The following is an 899-nucleotide window of genomic DNA, read 5'->3' on the forward strand; positions in this document are numbered from 1 at the left end:
CGTCACCGATTTTTCCGGTGCGCGCCGTCTGGCAGATGACCTCGACCGCTTGATCGGTCAATTCATCGCTCAACACAATATCCAGTGAAATTTTAGGCAGGAAATCCACCGCATATTCGGCACCACGATACAACTCGGTGTGTCCTTTTTGCCGCCCGAAGCCTTTGACTTCAGTGACGGTGATGCCTTGAATGCCGATATCGGACAAGGCTTCACGGATCTCATCTAAACGGAAGGGTTGCACAATGGCAGTGATTTGTTTCATAAGTTTCTCCTTAGAAAGTCATACAATAAAACTTAAATGAGGAGCAAACCTAATTTGTCTGACGACATAAAAAAGGTTGCTTTCCGAGTAAATATCAAAAAATAAAAATAAAAATAAAAAATGTACTGTTAAAAAATGTGGCTGAATATAATAAAAAATTGCTTACAAAATATTTTCGTACTGATCGATAATCCGTTTCGGCCACACGCTGGACTGCACTTGTCCGATATGTTCTTTATGCAGCAACAACATCGCCATGCGCGACTGTCCGATACCACCACCGATCGATTGCGGCAATCTGCCGTTCAGCAAATCCTGATGCCAAGGAAATTCAGCGCGTTCTTCGTTGTTAGTCAACGCCAACTGATGCCGAAGTGCGGCTTCATCAACTCGAATCCCCATTGAGGACAGCTCAAATGCCGATTGCAACACCGGATTCCACACCAGAATATCACCGTTCAAGCCTTTATATTCGCCTTCGCTTGGTGTGGTCCAATCATCATAATCCGGCGCTCGTCCATCATGCGGCTTGCCATCCGACAGCTTGCCACCGATTCCGATTAAAAATACTGCCCCAAACTCTTTGCAGACCGCACTTTCGCGCTCTTTGCCGCTCATATTCGGATAGCGGCGC

Annotated in this window: 2 protein-coding genes; both read right to left on the minus strand. The window is 46.1% G+C overall.

What is annotated here, in order from left to right; genetic code table 11:
- Positions 1-265: P-II family nitrogen regulator (locus FHQ23_RS11170; protein WP_139614392.1), on the minus strand; the 265-nt coding region annotated here is incomplete at its 3' end.
- A 162-nt stretch (positions 266-427) separates the two neighbouring features.
- Positions 428-899: aspartate--ammonia ligase (gene asnA / locus FHQ23_RS11175; protein WP_139614393.1), on the minus strand; the 472-nt coding region annotated here is incomplete at its 5' end.

The sequence above is a fragment of the Testudinibacter crocodili genome (assembly GCF_006228025.1).
Taxonomy (GTDB): Bacteria; Pseudomonadota; Gammaproteobacteria; order Enterobacterales; family Pasteurellaceae; genus Chelonobacter.